Origin of the sequence: Novosphingobium sp. MD-1, assembly GCF_001014975.1 — a bacterium.
GTDB lineage: Bacteria > Pseudomonadota > Alphaproteobacteria > Sphingomonadales > Sphingomonadaceae > Novosphingobium.
On sequence record NZ_BBXA01000020.1, the window covers coordinates 134,763 to 151,042 of the forward strand.

The 16,280-nt window shown below is 68.4% G+C and carries 17 protein-coding genes; 7 read left to right on the forward strand and 10 right to left on the reverse strand.

Annotated elements, in window-relative coordinates; genetic code table 11:
• Window positions 1-366: 366 nt before the first annotated feature.
• Both NMD1_RS05530 and NMD1_RS05535 read right to left on the reverse strand, forming a co-directional pair.
• Window positions 367-1,209 (reverse strand): class III extradiol dioxygenase family protein, encoded by an 843-nt coding sequence (locus NMD1_RS05530; RefSeq protein WP_124808222.1) that lies wholly within the window; start codon window positions 1,207-1,209, stop codon window positions 367-369.
• The gene (locus tag NMD1_RS05535; protein ID WP_125953998.1) at window positions 1,209-1,619 is read right to left on the reverse strand and encodes a protocatechuate 4,5-dioxygenase subunit alpha; all 411 of its coding nucleotides are present in this window, start codon (window positions 1,617-1,619) and stop codon (window positions 1,209-1,211) included. Before NMD1_RS05535 ends, NMD1_RS05530 begins: the two co-directional genes overlap by 1 nt.
• A 180-nt stretch (window positions 1,620-1,799) precedes the next feature.
• On the opposite strand from NMD1_RS05535, the gene NMD1_RS05540 reads away from it, so the two are divergent.
• Entirely contained in the window at window positions 1,800-2,183 is a 384-nt protein-coding gene (locus NMD1_RS05540) for a hypothetical protein (RefSeq protein ID WP_124808220.1), read from the forward strand.
• Window positions 2,184-2,215: 32 nt separating this feature from the next.
• On the opposite strand, the gene NMD1_RS05545 is transcribed toward NMD1_RS05540, so the two are convergent.
• A complete protein-coding gene (locus tag NMD1_RS05545; protein WP_125953999.1) occupies window positions 2,216-2,902 on the reverse strand; it encodes a response regulator in 687 nt (228 codons plus the stop codon).
• Complete coding sequence (locus NMD1_RS05550; protein ID WP_233497372.1) at window positions 2,899-4,473, reverse strand: ATP-binding protein; 1,575 nt, start codon at window positions 4,471-4,473, stop codon at window positions 2,899-2,901. The genes NMD1_RS05545 and NMD1_RS05550 overlap by 4 nt, the downstream gene beginning before the upstream one ends.
• 95 nt (window positions 4,474-4,568) lie before the next feature.
• Between NMD1_RS05550 and NMD1_RS05555 the strand changes: the two genes are divergently transcribed.
• The 6 genes from NMD1_RS05555 to NMD1_RS05580 all read left to right on the forward strand — a co-directional run bounded on the left by NMD1_RS05555 (window position 4,569) and on the right by NMD1_RS05580 (window position 11,700).
• On the forward strand, window positions 4,569-5,921 hold the full coding sequence (locus tag NMD1_RS05555) for an ATP-binding protein (protein ID WP_233497373.1): 1,353 nt from the start codon (window positions 4,569-4,571) through the stop codon (window positions 5,919-5,921).
• Window positions 5,922-5,995: 74 nt separating this feature from the next.
• On the forward strand, window positions 5,996-7,891 hold the full coding sequence (locus NMD1_RS05560) for a potassium transporter Kup (RefSeq protein WP_125954001.1): 1,896 nt from the start codon (window positions 5,996-5,998) through the stop codon (window positions 7,889-7,891).
• Window positions 7,892-8,087: 196 nt separating this feature from the next.
• Window positions 8,088-8,432, forward strand: a complete 345-nt coding sequence (locus NMD1_RS05565; protein ID WP_125954002.1) for a hypothetical protein — start codon at window positions 8,088-8,090, stop codon at window positions 8,430-8,432.
• Window positions 8,433-8,640: 208 nt separating this feature from the next.
• Complete coding sequence (locus NMD1_RS05570) at window positions 8,641-9,690, forward strand: nitronate monooxygenase family protein (RefSeq protein WP_125954003.1); 1,050 nt, start codon at window positions 8,641-8,643, stop codon at window positions 9,688-9,690.
• 28 nt (window positions 9,691-9,718) lie between these two features.
• Entirely contained in the window at window positions 9,719-11,038 is a 1,320-nt protein-coding gene (locus NMD1_RS05575) for an amidase family protein (protein ID WP_125954004.1), read from the forward strand.
• Window positions 11,038-11,700: a trimeric intracellular cation channel family protein gene (locus NMD1_RS05580; protein WP_125954005.1), complete on the forward strand. Its 663-nt coding sequence runs from the start codon at window positions 11,038-11,040 to the stop codon at window positions 11,698-11,700. The genes NMD1_RS05575 and NMD1_RS05580 overlap by 1 nt, the downstream gene beginning before the upstream one ends.
• A 23-nt stretch (window positions 11,701-11,723) precedes the next feature.
• Here NMD1_RS05580 and NMD1_RS05585 read toward each other — a convergent pair whose 3' ends face one another.
• The 6 genes from NMD1_RS05585 to NMD1_RS05610 form a co-directional block, all read right to left on the reverse strand.
• Window positions 11,724-12,722 carry an NADPH:quinone oxidoreductase family protein gene (locus NMD1_RS05585; RefSeq protein WP_125954006.1) on the reverse strand — a complete coding sequence of 333 codons (999 nt, stop codon included), beginning with the start codon at window positions 12,720-12,722 and terminating at the stop codon, window positions 11,724-11,726.
• 136 nt (window positions 12,723-12,858) lie between these two features.
• Window positions 12,859-13,461 (reverse strand): 3-isopropylmalate dehydratase small subunit, encoded by a 603-nt coding sequence (gene leuD, locus NMD1_RS05590; protein WP_125954007.1) that lies wholly within the window; start codon window positions 13,459-13,461, stop codon window positions 12,859-12,861.
• Between the two features lie 45 nt (window positions 13,462-13,506).
• Complete coding sequence (locus NMD1_RS05595; protein ID WP_124808209.1) at window positions 13,507-13,674, reverse strand: LPXTG cell wall anchor domain-containing protein; 168 nt, start codon at window positions 13,672-13,674, stop codon at window positions 13,507-13,509.
• 56 nt (window positions 13,675-13,730) lie between these two features.
• Window positions 13,731-14,240 (reverse strand): DNA-deoxyinosine glycosylase, encoded by a 510-nt coding sequence (locus NMD1_RS05600; RefSeq protein WP_125954008.1) that lies wholly within the window; start codon window positions 14,238-14,240, stop codon window positions 13,731-13,733.
• Window positions 14,241-14,252: 12 nt separating this feature from the next.
• Window positions 14,253-15,683, reverse strand: coding sequence for a 3-isopropylmalate dehydratase large subunit (gene leuC, locus NMD1_RS05605; RefSeq protein ID WP_125954009.1), 1,431 nt, complete (start codon window positions 15,681-15,683; stop codon window positions 14,253-14,255).
• Between the two features lie 99 nt (window positions 15,684-15,782).
• Window positions 15,783-16,151, reverse strand: a complete 369-nt coding sequence (locus tag NMD1_RS05610) for a hypothetical protein (RefSeq protein ID WP_124808206.1) — start codon at window positions 16,149-16,151, stop codon at window positions 15,783-15,785.
• Window positions 16,152-16,280 lie beyond the last annotated feature (129 nt).

The window sequence follows — 16,280 nt, forward strand, 5'->3', positions numbered from 1 at the left end:
GTTTGGTGGGGGAGAGCAGGCAAACCACCACACCCGGGCCATCTCGTTGAAAGCCCAGGACAATTTCACGCGGCATTTCGCGGAGAGCTTTGCTTCCGCGATGACCCAGACGCGCAACGATCGCACCAAGGTGCCATCGGACCGCTAGGCCAGAAGGCTCTTTTCGCACCGATTCGCCGGGCCGGGTGTGCGCGGCATCACAGCCGCCGACGCCGAGGCGCGTCACCCGCGGCGCGACAACCTCTGGACCGCTGCCCCCCGCCCGCGAGGAGAAGGGAGCAGCGGCGGAACATCGCCATCGGCGTGGCACAGGTGACGACGATGCCCGGACGAACGGACGGCGGCCCTGACGAGCCGGCGTGCGGCTCAGGCCGGCTCCAGCACCAGGCTGGCGGCGGCGGTATTGCTGATCGGAATGTGGTAGTTCCGGGTGACCTCGCTCAGCGGGCCATCGCCCAGGGCACCCCGCGCGGCGATCCAGTTGAGAATCTCCACCCCCTGCGTCCCGGCCAGTTCGGCCACGTCCTCGGCCGAATGGCGCGTCAGCGCATCGGGATCGGCCGCGAGGTGATCGAGGCAGAAGCGATCGTAGTCGGGGTTCATGAACCCGGCGCGCGGGCCGTCGAGCTGGTGCGAAAGGCCGCCCGTGCCCACCACCAGCACCCGTTCCGCCCCCGTCCACGAACGCAGCGCCTTGGCCACCGCGCGGCCCAGCGCCAGGCAGCGTTTCGGTGACGGCAGCGGATACTGCACGGTATTGATGGCGATCGGCACCAGCCGGATCGGCCAGGCGGGCGCATCGGGATAGACCAGCTCGAAGGGGATCGACAACGCATGGTCGACCAGCATCTTCTGGCAAGTGGTGATGTCGAACTCGGACGCGACGAGTTCCTCGATGATGTGCCAGCTCAGCTCGGGGTGACCGGTGAAGCTCTTGTACACCGGCAGGCCCCAGCCTTCGTCGGCGTTGTCGTAGGACGCCGCCGCGCCGACCGCGAACGTGGGCATCTTGTCGAGGAAGAAGTTCAGCCCGTGATCGTTGTAGAACACCACGGCCACGTCCGGCTGGGCTTCGGCAAGCCAGGCGCGGATCGGGGGGTAGCCATCGAAAAACGGTTTCCAGTAGGGCTGTTGCTGGTCTCCGCGCACGATCGCGCCGCCGATGCCCGGCACGTGGCTGGTGAAATAGCCGCCGACGATGTCCGCCATCACGCGTTCTCCATGCCGGTGGAAACGACCATGTCGGGCGCGATCTTGGCGCGTTGCGCCACGAGGTGCGCCTTGAAATCGTCAAGGCTCATGCCGGTCTGGAGCGAGCCGAGATCCTGCACGTTGAGGCCGAAGATGCCGGCCAGCTTGGCCAGATAATAGACGTTGCCGCCGGCTTCGATCATCGCCAGCACATCGCGGTCCGCCACCGCCTTGCGCTGTTCGGGCGTCAGCGCGAACTTGCGGCAATAGCCGTCCTCGTCGGCGCGGAACGCCTCGCGGCTGGCGGCGTCGTTGAACGAATAGCACATTGCGTTCAGCGCGAAGCCGCGCCGCGCCATGCCGCCATCGAAAAGGGTGGTGCCGGGGATGGGCGGCCGCCGCCGCACTTCCGCACTCGCCATGGTCATTGTCCTGCTCTCCCGGATCTGGGTGTTGCTACCTTCCCGACAGATTCGGACCCTAAGGCGACAAGGCCGAATTGCTTTGACTCATATCAATCCCGCGAATCCGGCCCGGCGAAACCGAAGCGCGAACAAAGTTACGTAACATCCTTGCGCAAACGCGCCGCGCGTGGTTACTCTGCGCGCATGGCCATGACCAACGCCGAGCGCCAGCGGCGCTACCGACAGAAGCTGAAAGCCCGCGCCTCGGGCGATGCGGTGGCCGATCAGGTGCGCGGCGCGATGGACCGCGCCATCGATGCGCTGTGGGCCTATCACGAACGCCCGGCGCCCAGCGGGCTACGCTGGTCCGATATCGACGGCTGCACGACGCTGGCGGAATACCGGCTGGAACTGGAAGACGCGCAGGGCGCGCTGCTCACCGCTTGCCGCGCGTTCCTGCCCGATTTCGACGGCCTGAGCCGCGAGGAAGCGATTGCCGTGTCCGCCGTGATCGAGATCGCCGAAATCATCGGCGCGATCCCCCCGCAGCCCCGGACCTTGCCGGAAGAACCGCTGCCCGAGGACTAACGCGCGCCCGAGGACTAACGCGCGAACGCCGGTCAGACGACCAGCCGGTAGCCCACGCCCGGTTCGTTGCGGATGAGCGAGGGCGCACCCGATGCACCGTCCTCCAGCTTGCGGCGGATGCCCCGCGCGGCCACGCGCAGGTATTCCACATCCTCCTCATGCCCCGGCCCCCAGACCGTGCGCAGCAGATGCGCGTGCGTCACCACCTTGCCGGCATGGACCGCCAGTTCGGCCAGCATCGCATATTCGCGCGGGGCAAGGTGCACTTCGTGGCCGTCCCGGCGCACGATCCGCGCCAGCAGGTCGATCTCCACCCCGCCCGCGCGCACCGTGCCGGTGACCGCGCCGGGCGCGGCGCGATGACGCAGCGCGGTACGCAGGCGGGCCAGCACCTCGTCGAGATCGAACGGCTTGGTCACGTAATCGTCCGCGCCCAGATCGAGCGCCGCCACCTTCTCCGCCGTGGCATCGCGCGCGGAGAGTATCACCACCGCCGCCCCCGCACCGCGCAACAGCGGCACCAGTTCCAGCCCGTCGCGATCCGGCAGGCCCAGATCGAGCAGAACCGCCTGCGGCCCGACCTCGGCCAGCGCGGCCAGCGCCTCGCGCGCGGTTGCGGCCTCGAACGGCTGGTAACCGGCCGCGGCCAGAGCCGAGACGAGCAGCGCGCGGATCGGCGCATCGTCCTCCACGACCAGCAGCGGGACGGGATCGGTCATGCCATCTCCTCCTCCGGCGCCCCGGGCGCGCGCACGAGATGCGGGGGAATATGCAAGGCGAAGCGCGCGCCCTGCCCGTCGGCGCGGTTGCCCGCGCGCACCATCAGACCCATCGCTTCGGCAAACCCTTTCACGATCGCCAGCCCCAGTCCCGATCCGCCGGTGCGATCAGACCCTTCCAGCCGCGTGAACATGGCGAACACGCGCTGCTCCTCGCCCGGCGGCAGGCCGGGGCCGCTATCCTGCACGGAAAGGACAAGGCCGCCATCCGCCGCCGTCTCCGCCGCCACGGTGATCGTGCCGCCCGGCCCGCCGTGCTTGGCCGCGTTGTCGATCAGATTGATGAGGCAGTGATGGAAAAGCTGCGGATCGAGCAGCGCCAGCGGCAGGTCATCGGGCATGGCCACCGCGATCCGGCGCGCGCCCAGCACCGGCCGCAAGTCCTCGATCGCGCTGCCGGCGGCCTCGGCCAGATCGACCAGCTGCACCATCCGGTCCAGCGCGCCGGTCTCGATCCGCACCATGTCGAGCAGATTGGCAACAAAGCGATTCAGCCGCTCCGCCTCGGTCCGCGCGGCGGCAAGCTGCGCTTCCTGTTCGGGCACCGCCGCGCGCATCGCGCGCAGGGTGGCGAGCACGGTAGTCAACGGGGTGCGCAGATCGTGGCTGACCGACGACAGCAGCGCCGCGCGCAACCGGTCGCGCTCCTGCACCTCGCCCAGCGCGCGCGCCTCCTCCTCCGCCACGATGCGCGACAGCGCCAGCCCGCACTGGTCGAGCAGGCTGCGCAGCAGCAGCGCCTGGCCGGGGTGCAGCGGCTCCCCCGCGTCGGCGCGGCCCACGCCCATCACGGCGACCGCCCCGGCCGGGCCGATCACGGGATGGAACAGCCATTCGGACGCGGTCAGGGTTTCGGAGCCGGGACCGGCGGGCACGGCGTTGTCAAAGCACCACTGCGCCGCCGCCATCTCGATCAGTTCGATGCGGTGCTGCGGCGGCGATGAGGCGCTCAGAACCAGGCCATGGTCGCCCGCCTCGGCCGGGGCGCGCACCAGCACGATCGTCCGCACATCGAACAGGCGCGCCACCTCCTCCGCCGCCACGCTCCACACATCGTCGCGCCGGCTGAGCCCGGTGAGCCGGCGCGCGAAGCCGGCCAGCGCGGCGTTGCGATCGGCCCGCGCTTCCGCCAGCATCGCCTGCTCCCGCACTTGCGCGGCAAGCTGGCTGCCGACCACCGCCACTCCCAGCAGGATCAGCAGCGTGATGAAATGCTCGGGATTATCGACCGACAGCGTGTGCGTGGGCGGGATGAAGAAGAAGTTGTACGCCAGCGAGGAGGCGAGGCCCACGACCACGCCCGTCGCCAGCCCGTGCCGCGTGCCCGCGTACATCACCGGAATCAGATAGAGCAGCCCGATGTCCGTGCTGTTCCCCCGCGCGAACAGCACGCCGCCGATCAACGTAACCAGCGCCACCAGCGCGAAGGACACGAGATAGCCGGTACCGCTGCCCCAGCGCCCCTCGCGCCGGTGGGGGTCGTGGCTTTCGGGGATGGACAGGTCGCTCACCCGCGCTGGATGCGCGGCTTCGGAGCGCTTGTCGAGTGCGCGAACGGCCCCACGCCGCAATTGACTTGGCCGGCGCATGATGACAGCGGTTGGCCATGCCCGGCGCGCATGACCGGGCGGGAGAGGCGATCATAGCGAGCACGCTCTTCGGCAAGGCAATGATCCGGCTGCGGTCGCACCGGCTGGTCGGCTATGCCATGGTCCTGCTGCTGGGCATCGCCGCGGTCCAGGCCGTGGCCAGCCTCGCCTTCTACGAAACGATCGACCGCGAAACGATCCGCGAGGACCACGCCCGCCGCGTGGCGGAGCTGCTGGTGGTCAGCGAACGGCTGCACGCGATCGATCGCGATGCGCCGGCCACGATCATGTCGACCAGCCACCTGCAGGCGGGCGTCGCCTCCTCACCCGCCGTCCGGCGCCAGGGCGAAGCGCGCGCGGCGGTGGACATCCGGCGGCTGGTGCTGGCGTGGGAGCCGGCGCTGGCCGGACGCACCCTGCTACTCGATGTGGTGAAGGGGCCGCGCGGGCAGCGCGATCTGGTGGGATCGATGCGGCTGGGCGACGGCGCCTGGCTCAATTTCCGATCGCCCGATGTCGCTTCGGGCTGGGCGGTGGCGCTGCGGGCCACGATCATGACCCTGCTCGCCACCGTGCTCTGCGTGGGGGCCGGGCTCTATGCCTTGCGCGCGCTGATGCGGCCGCTGGCGCAACTGGCGCGCGCGGCGGACGCCATGGCCCATGGCCAGCCCGCCGCGCTGCGAGAAAGCGGACCGGCGGAACTGCGCGATCTGGCCCGCTCGCTCAACGACATGCAGGCCCGCATATCGGGGCTGGAAACCGATCAGGCCAAGTCGTTCGAGGCGATCAGCCACGATCTGCGCACCCCGCTCAGCCGGCTGAAGATCGCGTCCGATTTCGTGGACGACAGCGACATCTCGCGCATCGTCAGCTCCAGCACGGAGGAGATGGAGGCGATGCTGATGTCGCTCCAGTCGTTCCTGCGCGCGCAGCACATGACGGCGGACGCGGCGGAGGTCGATCTTGTCGCCATGGTGCGCGATCTGCTGGCGTCGCTGCCGGGCGAAACCCACCTGGAAGCGCCGCCCGTGGCGCTCGCCCGCACCTATCGCGAACCGCTGCTGTTGGCGCTGACCCCGCTGGTGGAAAACGCGCTGCAATATGGCGAGCGCGCGCGGGTCACGATCAGCGGGCAGGACAGTCGCTGGCGGATCGAGATCGCCGACGGCGGCCCCGGTATTCCGGAAGACTGCTTCGATGCCGTGCTCGATCCCTTTTTCCGTCTCGACAGTTCCCGTGCGCGCAACACCGCCGGCTTCGGTCTGGGCATTCCCACCGCGCACCGCCTGCTTCAGCGCTTCGGCGGTCGACTTTCGTTCCGCAACGGCGGGCCGGGGCTGATCGCCTGCGTCGATGTGCCGACCGCATAGCGCCGCGCGGATCGCCATAAAGAACCCGTAAAGTCCGTGGTATGCCTGCATCGACGCGACTAACGGGCCGACCCATGGACGAATCCGGAAATTCTTCGCAACACGGCGCGCATCCCAACGAGGGGCTGGCGACGCTGGCGGTGGGCGCCATCGGCGTGGTGTTCGGCGATATCGGCACCTCGCCGCTCTATGCGCTGAAGGAAAGCTTCATCGGGCACCATCCGCTGGCCGTGGACCGGGCGCACATCTTCGGCGTGCTGTCGCTGATCTTCTGGACGATGATGCTGATCGTCACGATCAAGTACGTGTTCGTGATCCTGAAGGCCGACAACAAGGGCGAAGGCGGCAGCCTGGCGCTGCTGGCGCTGATCGGCCGCCGCATGGAAGCCGGGCGCTGGAGCGTGGGGATGACCGTGCTGGGCCTGATCGCCACGGCACTGTTCTACGGCGATGCGATCATCACGCCGGCGGTTTCGGTGCTGTCCGCCGTCGAAGGGCTGACCGTGGTCCACGAAGCCTTCGCCGAACTGGTGCTGCCGATCTCGATCGCGATCCTGATCGCGCTGTTCGCCATCCAGTCGCGCGGGACGGCGGTGGTCGCCCGCCTGTTCGGCCCGGTGATGCTGGTCTATTTCGCCGTGCTGGCGGTGCTGGGCGTGGCCAACATCGCGCAGGCGCCCGAAGTGCTGGGCGCGGTCAACCCGATCCATGCGCTGCGCTTCTTCCTGATCGATCCGGCGCTCGCGTTCCTCGCGCTCGGCTCGGTGGTGCTGGCCGTGACGGGGGCCGAAGCGCTCTATGCCGACATGGGCCACTTCGGCCGCAAGGCGATCATGGTGGCGTGGCTGTGGGTGGCCTTTCCCTGCCTGCTCATAAACTACCTCGGCCAGTCGGCACTGCTGCTCAAGAACCCGGCCATGGTGGAAAACCCGTTCTTCCTGATGGCGCCGGACTGGGCGCGGCTGCCGCTGGTGATCCTGGCCACGCTGGCCACGATCATCGCCAGCCAGGCCGTGATTTCGGGCGCGTTCTCGATCTCGCAACAAGCGGTGCAACTGGGTTTCCTGCCGCGCATCCGCATCCGCCACACCAGCGCGAGCGCGGCCGGGCAGATCTACGTACCGCTGGTCAACTGGCTGCTGCTGGCGCTGGTCATCCTGCTGGTGCTGGGCTTCCGCACATCGAGCAACCTTGCCTCCGCCTATGGCATCGCGGTGACGGGCACCATGTTCATCACCGCCTGCATGCTGGGCGTGCTGACGTTCGCGGTATGGAAATGGCACCCGGCGCTGGCCACGCTGGTCACCGGCGCGTTCCTGATCGTCGATGGCGCCTATTTCGCCTCCAACGTCACCAAGATTCCCGATGGCGGCTGGTTCCCGCTGCTGGTCGCGGCGATCACCTTCACCCTGCTGTCCACCTGGGCCACCGGGCGGCGCATCGTGCGCGACCGGCTGGCCGAGGACACCATGCCGTTCGACCTGTTCGTTGGCTCGGTCGTGGCGAAAGTGAAACGCGTGTCCGGCACCTCGGTCTTCCTTGCCTCCACCGCCGATGGCATTCCGCCCGCGCTGCTCCACAATCTGAAGCACAACCACATCCTGCACGAACGCGTGGTGATCCTGACCGTCGTGACCGAGGGCGTGCCGCATGTCCCGGCGGAAAAGCGCCGCGAACTGGAAGACCTGGGCCACGGATTCTACCGCATGATCGTGCATATCGGCTTCATGGACGAAGCCGACCTGCCGGCGGAACTCACCGTCGAGGATCGCGCTGGTGGTCCGTTCAAACCGATGGAGACAAGCTGGTTCCTGGCCCGGCAGACGCTGATCCCGTCATCGCGCCCCGGCATGGCGATCTGGCGCGAAAAGCTGTTCGCATGGATGGTGCGCAACGCCGAAAGCGCGATGCAGTTCTTCCGCCTGCCATCGAACCGCGTGATCGAATTGGGCAGCCAGCTCGAAATCTGACGCGCGCGCCTGCCGCCATGTAAAAACGTGTCACGCAAACCGCGTGGTCGTGCGTCGAAACAGCGGTATTCCGGTATCCCCAAACCGACGATCCGGATGTAATCGGCATACATCCGTTCCCGGCCAATCGCCCGATTGATGCCCCCGGACCCGCCCCATAGAATCAGGGTCAATCACGGGAACCGGGGATCGTTACATGAAGAAAATAGTTGTCGTTCTTGCTGGCGTCGCTCTGCTGGCGGGCTGCTCCGAAGCCAAGAAGGACGCCACGGCTTCCAGCGCTACCGGCGAGAGCGCAGCCGCGAGCAAGCCCGCCGACGGCATGACCGGCGTTGCCGAATGCGATGACTATCTCAACAAGGTCATGGCCTGCATCAAGGACAAGGTGCCGGAAAGCCAGCGCGCGGCGATGGAGCAGGCGATCCAGCAGTCGAAAGCCTCGTGGGCTTCCATCCAGGACAAGGCGGCGCTCGCGCAATCGTGCAAGGCCGCTTCGGAACAGGCCAAAGCAACCTATTCCGCGATGGGCTGCAAACTCTGACCCCCCGACGCTGGACAACAGCGCACGCCTGACCCTGGAAGGCCCGGTGCTCCCCCGCACCGGGCCTTATTTTGCGGTCGTCTCAGAATGCGATCCGCACGCCGGCCATCACGCGGTTGCCGGGACCGCCACCGATATTCCGCCAGGATAGACCTGCGACAAGACCGGAATATGGCGCGCCACCAAGCGATAGCCTAAGCTCCCGTCCATGACCGGACTCGTCGCGCAGCTGGGCTTGGCCCATCCCATCATCCAGGCACCGATGGCGGGCGTCTCCACCCCGGCGATGGCGGCGGCGGTCAATGCCGCCGGAGGCCTCGGCTCGATCGCCGTCGGCGCGACCGACGCGGACGGCGCGCGGGCGATGATCGCGGACCTGAAGGCCCGCACCGACCGCCCATTCAACGTCAATGTCTTCGTCCACGCGCCGGCCGCGGCCGATCCCGCGCACGAGGCGGCGTGGTGCGACGGGCTGGCGCCACTGTTCCGTGAATTCGGCGCGGAACCGCCGACCGCGCTGCGCGAGATTTACCGCAGCTTCGCCGAGGACGACGCCATGCTGGCCGCGTTGGTGGAGGCACGCCCCGCCGTGGTCAGCTTCCACTTCGGCCTGCCCGGAGCGGACCGCATCGCCGCGCTGAAACAGGCCGGATGCCTGCTGCTGGCCAGCGCCACCTCGCTGGCCGAAGCGGATGCGGCGCGCGTGGCGGGCATTGATGCGGTGGTGGCGCAGGGGTTCGAGGCCGGCGGGCATCGCGGCATGTTCGATCCCGACGCGCCGGACGAGCAACTGGGCACGCTGGCGCTGACCCGCCTGCTGGCACGGCGCGCGGGCCTGCCGGTAATCGCGGCGGGCGGCATCATGGACGGCGCCGGTATCCGCGCCGCGCTGGCGCTGGGCGCGGTGGCGGCGCAGCTGGGCACCGCGTTCGTCGGCTGCCCCGAAAGCGCGGCCGACGCCGGCTACCGCACGGCGCTGGCCGAAGGACGGCCGACCGTGATGACCCGCGCCATCTCCGGCCGCCCGGCGCGCGGTCTGGCCAACCGCTTCACCACCTGGGGGGAAAGCTGCGGCCTGACCGCTCCGGCCTATCCGATCGCGTACGATGCCGGCAAAGCGCTGAACGCGGCTGCCAAGACATGGGACGAAGCCGGCTTCGGCGCGCAATGGGCCGGACAGGGCACTCGCCTTGCGCGGTCCTTGCCGGCGGGCAAACTGGTCCACACACTGGCCGAAGAATTGCGGCAGGCGGGTTGACTGCGGAACGGACAAACGAGGGAGAGCAATGGTTCCGAAACTGACAGACGAACCCGGCGTAACGGCGCTGGCAGCCATGATCGCGCGCGGCGCCTTGTCACCGCTCGAAGCGGTGGACGCCGCGATCGCGCGGATCGAAGCGCTGGACGGGGCGATCAACGCGGTGGTCGTGCGCGATTTCGACCGCAGCCGGGACCGGGCGAAATCGCTGACCGCAACCGGCCCGCAAGGCGATCAGCCCCTGTTCGGCGTGCCGATGACGATCAAGGAAAGCTTCGACGTGGACGGCCTTCCCACCACCTGGGGCCTGCCCGCCTGCCGCGATTATGTTGCGCCGCGCGATGCCGCCGTGGTGCGGCGGCTGAAGCGCGCAGGCGCGGTTTTGCTGGGCAAGACTAACGTGCCACCCTACCTCGCCGACTGGCAATCCGCCAACGAGGTCTATGGTCGCACCGTGAACCCGCACGATGCCGGGCGAACACCGGGCGGATCCTCCGGCGGGGCCGCTGCGGCTCTGGCAACCGGCATGGTGCCAGCGGAATACGGCAGCGACATCGGCGGATCGATACGCGTGCCGTCGCACTTTTCGGGCGTCTGGGGTCACAAGACCACGTGGGGGGTGGTGACATCGCAAGGGCAGGAGTTCCCCGGCACCGACGGGCACGACATCGCCCTCGGCGTGGTTGGCCCCATGGCGCGGAACGGCGAGGATCTGGCGCTGCTGCTCGACGTGACGCTGGACCGGCCGCTGGTCCGACGCGAGCGCGCCATCGGCGGCGCGCGCTTCCTCTATCTGGAGGATCACCCGCTTTGCCCGGTGGACGACGCCGTGCGCGCGCCGATCGAAGCCGTGGTCGAAGCGCTGGAAGCGGCGGGCGCGGCGGTGGACCGGCGCAGCGCGCTGCTGCCCGATCTGGCCGAGCAGCACGACACCTACATGCGAATGCTGCAGATCGCGCTGTTCAAAGGCGCTCCGGGGCCACAAGGACAGGTAGCAAGTGCGGCCGACTGGTTTGCGCTGTGCGATGCGCAGGCCCGCAACCAGCGGGCGTGGGCCGCCTTGTTCAACAGCTATGATTTCGTCCTGATGGCGCCCAGCGCCGTGCCCGCCTTCCGGCATGACGATACGCCGATGCCGCAAAGGACGCTGCTGGTGAACGGCGCGCCCGTTTCCGTCGATGCCGTGCTGGCCTATGCCGGGACGGCGACATTTCCCGGTCTGCCTGCCACCGTGCTGCCGGTAGGCGCTGCCGAGCACCTGCCGGTGGGGATGCAGGTAATCGGCCCGAGCCACGCGGACCGGGGCTGCATTGCCATGGCCATCGCGATCGGCCAGTTGCTGCGCTGATGCCTCTCCCCGCCGTTTCCACCATCGCCTCCCCGATCCTGGCCGCGCCCGCGCTGCCCGCGATTCTCGGCTTTCTCGATCTGGCCGGGATCGCGGTCTTCGCGCTGACCGGCGCGCTGCTTGCGGCGCGGTTGCGGCAGACCTTCGTCACCATGGCATTCTTCGCGCTGGTGACGGGAGTGGGCGGCGGATCGGTGCGCGACCTGCTGATCGGCGCGCCGGTGTTCTGGGTGCGCGATCCGTCGGTCGCCCCGGTGTGCTTCGTGGTGGCGCTGGTCGCGTGGTTCACCCCGCACCGTTGGTGGGAAGGGCGCGCGCTGGAATGGGCGGATGCCGCCGGACTGGGCGCCTATGCCGTGCTCGGCACCGTCAAGGCGCTGGCCTATGGCGTCTCGCCCGTGCCGGCGATGATGATGGGCGTTATCACCGGCTGCGTGGGCGGGATCATCCGTGACGTGCTGGCCGGCCGCCCTTCGATCCTGATGCGGCCCGAGCTCTATGTAACCGCGGCGGCGCTCGCCTCCGGCCTCTGCGTGCTGGGCCGGATCGCGAACCTGCCCGACGGGCTGGTCTGGCCGGTCGCCGCGCTGGCCGGCTTCGGCCTGCGCGGCGCGGCGATCCACTGGAAGCTGGGCATCCCGGCCTACGGAAGCCGGCGCTAGGGTCGGGAGCCTAGCAGGCCACGCTATTCCGTCGTCACCACGACCTTGCCCACGGCCTGCCGGTTTTCCAGCACGGCGATCGCTTCTCCACCCCTTTCCAGCGGGAAGCGCGCGGAAACGCGGGGATTGATCTTGCCCGCCTTGAGCATGGCGAAGAGTTCGGCCACCTGCTCCGCGAACTTCTTCGGCTCGCGCGCGGTGAACGCGCCCCAGAACACCCCGCACACGTCGCAGGACTTGAGCAGCGTGAGGTTCAGCGGCAGACGCGCGATGCCGGCGGGGAAGCCGACAACCAGGAAGCGGCCTTCCCACGCGATCGAACGCAGCGCCGGTTCCGAATAATCGCCACCCACGATGTCGTAGATCACGTTGGCGCCATTGGGGCCGCAGGCCGCCTTGAACTTTTCGGCGAGGTCCTTCGACTGCGCCTTGTCGAACGGCGGGCGGCCATAGATCACCACATCGTCCGCACCCGCCTCGCGCGCGACGGCGGCCTTTTCCTCGCTCGAAACGGCCGCGACCACGCGCGCGCCGAACGCCTTGCCCAGCTCGATCGCGGAAAGGCCCACGCCCCCCGCCGCGCCCAGCACCAGCAGCGTATCGCCCGCCTTGATATGGCCGCGATCGACCAGGCCGTGATAAGTCGTGCCATAGGTCATCAGCAGCGACGCGCCGGTGGCGAAATCGACGCCATCGGGCAGCGGGAACAGCCGGCCGACCTCAACCCGGACCTTCTCGGCCAGGCCGCCGTTGCCAACCATGGCGATCACGCGGTCGCCCACCTTCCAGCCGGTCACGCCTTCGCCCACCGCGTCGATCACCCCGGCCAGTTCCCCGCCCGGCGCAAAGGGCCGTTCCGGCTTGAACTGGTAGAGATCGCGAATCATCAGCGTATCGGGGAAGTTGATCGAGCAGGCCTTCATCGCCACCACGACCTGCCCCGCGCCCGGCACGGGATCGGACACATCGTCCAGCGTCAGCGTTTCGGGACCGCCAACGGCGTGGGTGCGCAAGGCCTTCATCGGTATCTCCCAATTCCATTCGTTGCCGGATGCGGAAAGGCCGTCCGGTTCTCGCCCGCCCATGCAAGCAAGTTTCACCAGTGAAGGGAAGAGGGTTTAAGCGATCCGTTAAACGAACCCGACGTCCAGCCGCAAATCAGGCCGCGACGCCGGTTCCCCGCGCCAGAAACGGACGTTCAGCCTGCACGGTGCTCTCGAACGCCGAAATCGCGGTATCGCGCGCCAGCGTCAGCCCCACTTCATCCAGCCCGTTGATCAGGCAATGCTTGCGGAACGGATCGATCTCGAAGCGGAAACGGTCCTGGAACGGCGTGGTCACCGTCTGCGCTTCCAGATCGATGTGGATCGGATCGGTCTTCGCCACTTCCAGCAGGCGATCGACCTGTTCCTGTGGCAGCACCACGGTGAGGATGCCGTTCTTGAAAGCGTTGCCCGAGAAGATGTCGGAGAACGATGGCGCGATCACTGCCTTGATGCCAAGGTCGAGCAACGCCCAGGCCGCGTGTTCGCGGCTGGAACCGCAGCCGAAGTTGTCACCGGCGATCAGGATCGGCGAGCCGGCGAACTCAGCGCTGTCGAACAGGTTGTCCGGGTCTTGCCGCAGCGCTTCGAACGCACCGCGGCCCAGCCCGTCCCGGCTGATGGTCTTCAACCAGTGGGCGGGAATGATGATGTCGGTATCGACGTTCTTGCGGCCGAACGGGATCGCCCGTCCGTCAATCTGGCTGACCGGTTCCATAGCGCCGCTATACCTGCGCGGGCGCGCCCCGCAAGACCCGAAACGTCAGTCGGTTTCGACGGGGTCCGCCGGGGGCGTCGGCTTCGCCTTGCCCGCCTCGGCGCTTTCCTTGCGCCGCGAGGCATAGAGCAAAGCCGCCGCCAGCGCCGCCGATCCGATCGCCGCGCCCGCCATGGCCGCCTTGCCGGTCCAGTCCGTCTTCTTCGTCGTCACGAAACCAAACTCCTTGATGCGCGGCCAATGTGACGGACCGTCATCGATTTGCAACCTCACCCCGGCGGATTTTCCGCCAGAAAATCCCGCAGCTTCAACCATTCGGCCTGCTTCTGCGCGAAGGTGACACTGCAATAGGCCGGACTGCTGGACGGAAGCTGAACGAGCGCCACGCGGTCAAGTTCCGCCAGCGCGCGCCGGCCGATCCGCGCGGACATCGCGCCGTTGAAGGCCACGCAGCGCAGGTTCGGCAGACCGGCAATCAGCGCGGCCAGCGGGTTGGCCTCCGCATCGCGGATCGCACCGTCCAGGCTGCCGCTGCGCCGGGCCGAACCGATCGTGTCCCACAGCCCCACGCCGGCCGCCAGCAGAGCGGCCAGCCGCGCGTCGTAATCGAGCGCGGCAATGTCCTGCCCGATCGCGCCGCCGATCAGGCGCCAGAACTGGTTGAGCGGATGCGCGTAATAGCGCCCGGCAGCCAGCGAGGCCTCGCCCGGCAGGCTGCCCAGCACCAGCACCCGCGTGGCGGGGGACGCGACGGGCGGGAACGACGCCTTGCGGCTCATTCCCCCGCCCCGTCAGACGAGTTCGCGAACGTCCGTGAGATGGCCGGTCACCGCCGCCGCCGCCGCCATCGCCGGGCTGACGAGGTGCGTGCGCGCGCCCGGCCCCTGGCGGCCGACGAAATTGCGGTTCGAGGTGGAGGCGCAGCGTTCGCCGGCCGGCACCTTGTCCGGGTTCATGGCAAGGCACGCCGAACAGCCCGGCTCGCGCCATTCGAAACCGGCATCGATGAAGATGCGGTCCAGCCCTTCGTCCTCGGCCTGCTTCTTGACCAGGCCGGAGCCGGGCACGACGATCGCCCAGCGCACATTATCCGCCTTTTTCCGGCCCTTGAGCACGGCAGCGGCGGCGCGCATGTCCTCGATCCGGCTGTTGGTGCACGAACCGATGAACACGTTCTCCACGGGGATCGAATCGAGCCGCTGGCCGGGTTCGAGGCCCATGTAGGCCAGGCTCGCGCGCACCGCGTCCTGCTTGGACGGGTCATCGAAGCTTTCCGGTGCGGGAACAATGCCGCTGATCGGCAGCACGTCCTCGGGCGAGGTGCCCCAGGTCACGCTGGGCGCAATGTCGGCCGCGTCGATCACCACGACCTTGTCGTACTGCGCGCCGGGATCGGTGGCGAGGCTTTGCCACCAGGCCACGGCCTTGTCCCAGTCCGCGCCCTGCGGCGCATAGGAGCGGCCCTTGATGTAGGCGAAGGTCTTTTCGTCGGGCGCGATCAGCCCGGCGCGCGCACCGTGCTCGATCGCCATGTTGGACACGGTAAGCCGGCCCTCGATCGACAGGCTGCGGATCGCCGATCCGGTATATTCGATGACATAGCCGGTGCCGCCCGCCGCGCGCAGCACGCCGGTGATGTGCAGCACCACGTCCTTGGCCGAAACGCCGGGACGCAGATCGCCGTCCACGCGCACTTCCATCGACTTCGACTGCTTGAGCAGCAGCGTCTGCGTGGCGAGAACGTGCTCGACTTCCGACGTGCCGATGCCGAAGGCCAGCGCGCCCAGCCCGCCGTGGCAGGCGGTGTGGCTGTCCCCGCACACGATCGTCGCGCCTGGCAGGGAAAAGCCCTGCTCCGGCCCGACGACGTGGACGATGCCCTGCTCGATATCGGCGTCCCCGATCAGGCGGATGCCGAATTCGGGCGCATTGCGCTCCAGCGCGGCCAGCTGCGAGGCGCTTTCGGGATCGGCGATGGGAATGCGCCGCCCCTGCGCATCACGGCGCGCGGTGGTGGGGAGGTTGTGATCGGGCACCGCCAGCGTCAGGTCGGGACGGCGCACCGTGCGGCCCGATACGCGCAGCGCCTCGAACGCCTGCGGGCTGGTCACTTCGTGCACGAGATGACGGTCGATGTAGATCAGGCTGGTGCCGTCGTCGCGGCTCTCGACGACGTGGGCGTCCCAGATTTTCTGGTAAAGCGTGCGCGGATTGCTGGTCATGCAAGGCGGTTAGGCGCGCCCCTGCCGCATTTCAAGCGGGAAGAGGCGCGCCGGAAGGTTAGATTACGAAATTTTCTTGCGCGGTGGAAAGTCGATCAATCAGCCGCGACGGCCGTCCCAGTCGCGCCGTTCCATGCGCAAGTGCGCGCGGACGTCGTTCACGCGGTCCTGCAACCTGCGCACCTCGTTGCGGTCCAGCCCGCCGCGCGCGAACGCGGCATACTGGCGCTGGATATCGGCGGCCTGGCGGCGCAACCCGCTGGCCTCGCGCGGCGAGATGGTGCGGCGGGCCTGGGCGCGATCGATGTCGGCGCGCAAACGCTGGATGTCGGAGCGGATTTCGGCATTGCGCGCCGGCGTCAGCGCCCAGGCATCGTTGTGCCGCGGCGGCATCGGCTGCGCGAGCGCGGGCGCGGCCGCACCGGCCAGCGCGGCGGGGATGAGGGCGGCGAGAATGAACTTCTTCATGGCTTCGGTCCTTTCAGTCTGCGGTCTCTTCCGCACAACGCCGTTCCTGCCCCCAAGTGCCTGAATGGCCGGAAAATGCGCGTCGCAGCGCTGCAAGAAAGTGTCGCGAACTGTCGCGTCGGGCGGTAT

Coding starts and splice junctions, on each gene's coding strand:
- NMD1_RS05535 (WP_125953998.1), bottom strand. CDS start 1,619: ATGACCATGGCGAGTGCGGAAGTGCGGCGGCGGCCGCCCATCCCCGGC.
- NMD1_RS05600 (WP_125954008.1), bottom strand. CDS start 14,240: ATGAGCCGCAAGGCGTCGTTCCCGCCCGTCGCGTCCCCCGCCACGCGG.
- NMD1_RS05565 (WP_125954002.1), top strand. CDS start 8,088: ATGAAGAAAATAGTTGTCGTTCTTGCTGGCGTCGCTCTGCTGGCGGGC.
- leuC (WP_125954009.1), bottom strand. CDS start 15,683: ATGACCAGCAATCCGCGCACGCTTTACCAGAAAATCTGGGACGCCCAC.
- NMD1_RS05560 (WP_125954001.1), top strand. CDS start 5,996: ATGGACGAATCCGGAAATTCTTCGCAACACGGCGCGCATCCCAACGAG.
- NMD1_RS05585 (WP_125954006.1), bottom strand. CDS start 12,722: ATGAAGGCCTTGCGCACCCACGCCGTTGGCGGTCCCGAAACGCTGACG.
- NMD1_RS05580 (WP_125954005.1), top strand. CDS start 11,038: ATGCCTCTCCCCGCCGTTTCCACCATCGCCTCCCCGATCCTGGCCGCG.
- NMD1_RS05570 (WP_125954003.1), top strand. CDS start 8,641: ATGACCGGACTCGTCGCGCAGCTGGGCTTGGCCCATCCCATCATCCAG.
- leuD (WP_125954007.1), bottom strand. CDS start 13,461: ATGGAACCGGTCAGCCAGATTGACGGACGGGCGATCCCGTTCGGCCGC.
- NMD1_RS05610 (WP_124808206.1), bottom strand. CDS start 16,151: ATGAAGAAGTTCATTCTCGCCGCCCTCATCCCCGCCGCGCTGGCCGGT.
- NMD1_RS05530 (WP_124808222.1), bottom strand. CDS start 1,209: ATGGCGGACATCGTCGGCGGCTATTTCACCAGCCACGTGCCGGGCATC.
- NMD1_RS05575 (WP_125954004.1), top strand. CDS start 9,719: ATGGTTCCGAAACTGACAGACGAACCCGGCGTAACGGCGCTGGCAGCC.
- NMD1_RS05555 (WP_233497373.1), top strand. CDS start 4,569: ATGCCCGGCGCGCATGACCGGGCGGGAGAGGCGATCATAGCGAGCACG.
- NMD1_RS05545 (WP_125953999.1), bottom strand. CDS start 2,902: ATGACCGATCCCGTCCCGCTGCTGGTCGTGGAGGACGATGCGCCGATC.
- NMD1_RS05540 (WP_124808220.1), top strand. CDS start 1,800: ATGGCCATGACCAACGCCGAGCGCCAGCGGCGCTACCGACAGAAGCTG.